Origin of the sequence: Psychrobacter glacincola, assembly GCF_965118485.1 — a bacterium.
GTDB lineage: Bacteria > Pseudomonadota > Gammaproteobacteria > Pseudomonadales > Moraxellaceae > Psychrobacter > Psychrobacter glacincola_D.
Genome location: NZ_CBCPJH010000073.1, coordinates 1 through 2,600, shown reverse-complemented (window position 1 = coordinate 2,600; position 2,600 = coordinate 1). Strand labels below are relative to the sequence as shown.

Annotated in this window: 3 protein-coding genes; all 3 read right to left on the bottom strand. The window is 40.3% G+C overall.

The window, feature by feature from the left end; translation table 11 throughout:
- Positions 1-169: 169 nt before the first annotated feature.
- Positions 170-1,093 (bottom strand): DUF808 domain-containing protein, encoded by a 924-nt coding sequence (locus ACMHKH_RS14550; RefSeq protein ID WP_413521337.1) that lies wholly within the window; start codon positions 1,091-1,093, stop codon positions 170-172.
- A 60-nt stretch (positions 1,094-1,153) separates the two neighbouring features.
- Entirely contained in the window at positions 1,154-1,678 is a 525-nt protein-coding gene (locus ACMHKH_RS14545) for a TIGR00645 family protein (protein ID WP_413521336.1), read from the bottom strand.
- A 178-nt stretch (positions 1,679-1,856) separates the two neighbouring features.
- Positions 1,857-2,600: DUF475 domain-containing protein (locus ACMHKH_RS14540; RefSeq protein ID WP_413521335.1), on the bottom strand; the 744-nt coding region annotated here is incomplete at its 5' end.

Sequence of the window (2,600 nt, the reverse complement as noted above, 5' to 3'; positions counted from 1 at the left end):
GCGCCCTTATCTTTCATCTCACGATTAAGCGCAATCGGTAAGGAGAGGATAAAAGCAATGCCCAATTGAATAAGGTGGTACATCATTAATTTTAAGCTTAAATCAAATTCAAACATGGCTTATTACGCTCTTTAAAAAAATGTTAAATGAACAAGAGTAGTCATTATTTTTAATGGGCAGAAGAGGGTTTATTACCGCGTACTTTACCAATCATGGTAATAATAGCCACGACGATAACACCGACCACTAAACCTACCAACGCATTTAATAGCATCGTTGTTATGCTTTCAAATATGCCTGTTAGGTGCGCTAGGTCCTCCACTTCATGGTGTAAAAAATCAATCCCATGCACTAGGATACCGCCGCCCACTAAAAACATCGCTAATGTGCCAGCAATCGATAAAAACTTCATCAACTTTGGTGCCGCAGACAATAAAAACCCACCTATTTTCTGCTTTGCATTGCTCGTCTGCTTCATTAGATAGAGACCCAAATCATCCATTTTGACGATACCCGCTACCAAGCCATAAACACCCACTGTGATGCCAATAGCAATAATAGACAGCACCAAGCTTTTCTCTAAAAGAGTCGCCCCAGCTGCTGAACCTAATGCAATGACAATAATCTCAGCTGAGAGAATAAAATCTGTACGCACCGCGCCTTTTATTTTGTCCTTTTCAAAAGCAACCAAATCAATCGTCTCATCCGCATTGGCACGTAGTCGGGCAATTTGATCTTCGTCATGAGGTAAAATATGTGGCCAGAACTTATGAATAATTTTTTCTGCGCCCTCATAAGCCAAATATACACCGCCACACATGAGTAAAAAGGTGACTAAAGGGGGATAAATGGCACTGATAAGCAGTGCTAATGGCACTAAAATAAGCTTGTTAACGAAGGAGCCTTTAGCGACGGCCCAAACCACAGGCAGCTCACGGTCTGCTTTAACCCCTGAAACTTGCTCAGCATTAAGGGCTAAGTCATCGCCCAATACACCCGCCGTTTTTTTAACGGCAACCTTGGTCATAAGTGACACATCATCTAATATCACACTGATGTCATCAAGTAAGGTCAATAAACTGGCCCCTGCCATGTGCGCTCCTTAGCGTCTATTTTTATAAATTAATGAATGGGTTTTTTTATTAAGCTTTTTCTAATGTTTTTTGGTATCACCGACAATCTTATCCATCAATGCAAATAATAAGCCAGAGAATACAAACGTCATATGGATAATGACTTTCCACATCAATACATCCGCATCACTATCGCTCATGTCTTTCGGTATATCCATAAATGACTTAAGAAGATCAATGGCAGAAATGGCGACAATAGCACCGATGACTTTAAGTTTCAGACCAGAGAAATCAATTTTTCCCATCCATTCAGGGCGATCCTCATGGTTTTCTGTATCAATTTTTGAGACAAAGATCTCATAGCCACTAAAGATGATGATGAGGAGTAAGCTTGCAACCAATGACATATCGATAAGAGCCAAGGTACCGACGATGATATCGGCTTCAGAAGCAGTAAACACATGGGTGATCATATGCCACAGCTCTTGGACAAATTTGACAAATAACAAAATAATACCGAGCACTAATCCCAAATAAAATGGGGCTAGTAACCAGCGACTGTTAAATATGGTTTTCTCTAATGTGTGTTCAGCTTTCTTTAGCATTTGTATCTCTTGTATTGGGCAATATAAATCTTAAATGACAGTGACTGTATTAGGTAATAAAAAGTAGTACGTTATAGAAAGCAGGTTATACCAATCACTTGGTATAACCTGCTATTAATGGCGCTTTCAGACAAATTTATATTGCATCGGGTTATCTGCATACCCTGTTATACAAACACTAAGTAATCAACTTCGCTTGTTGCTTACGATGTTTGAGTGAAGCAAGCAATGCCCAACCAATAAAGGCAATACCAATCAGACCAGTGATAATTTCTGGCACATGGAATTTCACTGACAATAGCATAATAATAGCTAAGGCACCGATGGCATAATGCGCGCCATGCTCAAGATAAACAAACTCATCAAGCGTGCCTTTATCGACTAGGAAAATAGTCATCGAACGTACAAACATCGCACCGATGGCCAGACCAAGCATGATAACAATAACGTCGTTAGTGATTGCAAATGCGCCAATCACACCGTCGAAACTGAACGAGGCATCAAGAACTTCTAAGTATAAGAAACCGATAATACCGCCTTTCATAATAGCGCTGGTCGCTGCTGCGCCAGAACCATTTTCTTCATTTTCTAAATCTTCTTCGAGATCACCTTCAAGCATTCCAGAAACCACTTGCACGCCAAGGTAAACTAAAATACCCCAAACACCAGCGATTAAGACAGCAGCTGATTGTGCATCATTGGCCCATGATACTGCAATCATCAAGACAATAAGTGCCACGAAGACGCTCATGGCATCAACTTTGCCCAGTTTTGCCAAACGGCTCTCAAGCCAATTAAACCAATGCACTTCTTTATCGTCAAAGATAAAGTTTAAGAAGACCAGTAATAAGAAGATACCACCAAAGGCTGAGATTTCAGCATGATGTGCTAATAGTCGTGCTGAATATTCTTTAGGATCGTT

Excerpts from the sequence above, each read along its gene's own strand:
- ACMHKH_RS14550 (WP_413521337.1), bottom strand. The coding sequence starts at position 1,093 with ATGGCAGGGGCCAGTTTATTGACCTTACTTGATGACATCAGTGTGATA.
- ACMHKH_RS14545 (WP_413521336.1), bottom strand. The coding sequence starts at position 1,678 with ATGCTAAAGAAAGCTGAACACACATTAGAGAAAACCATATTTAACAGT.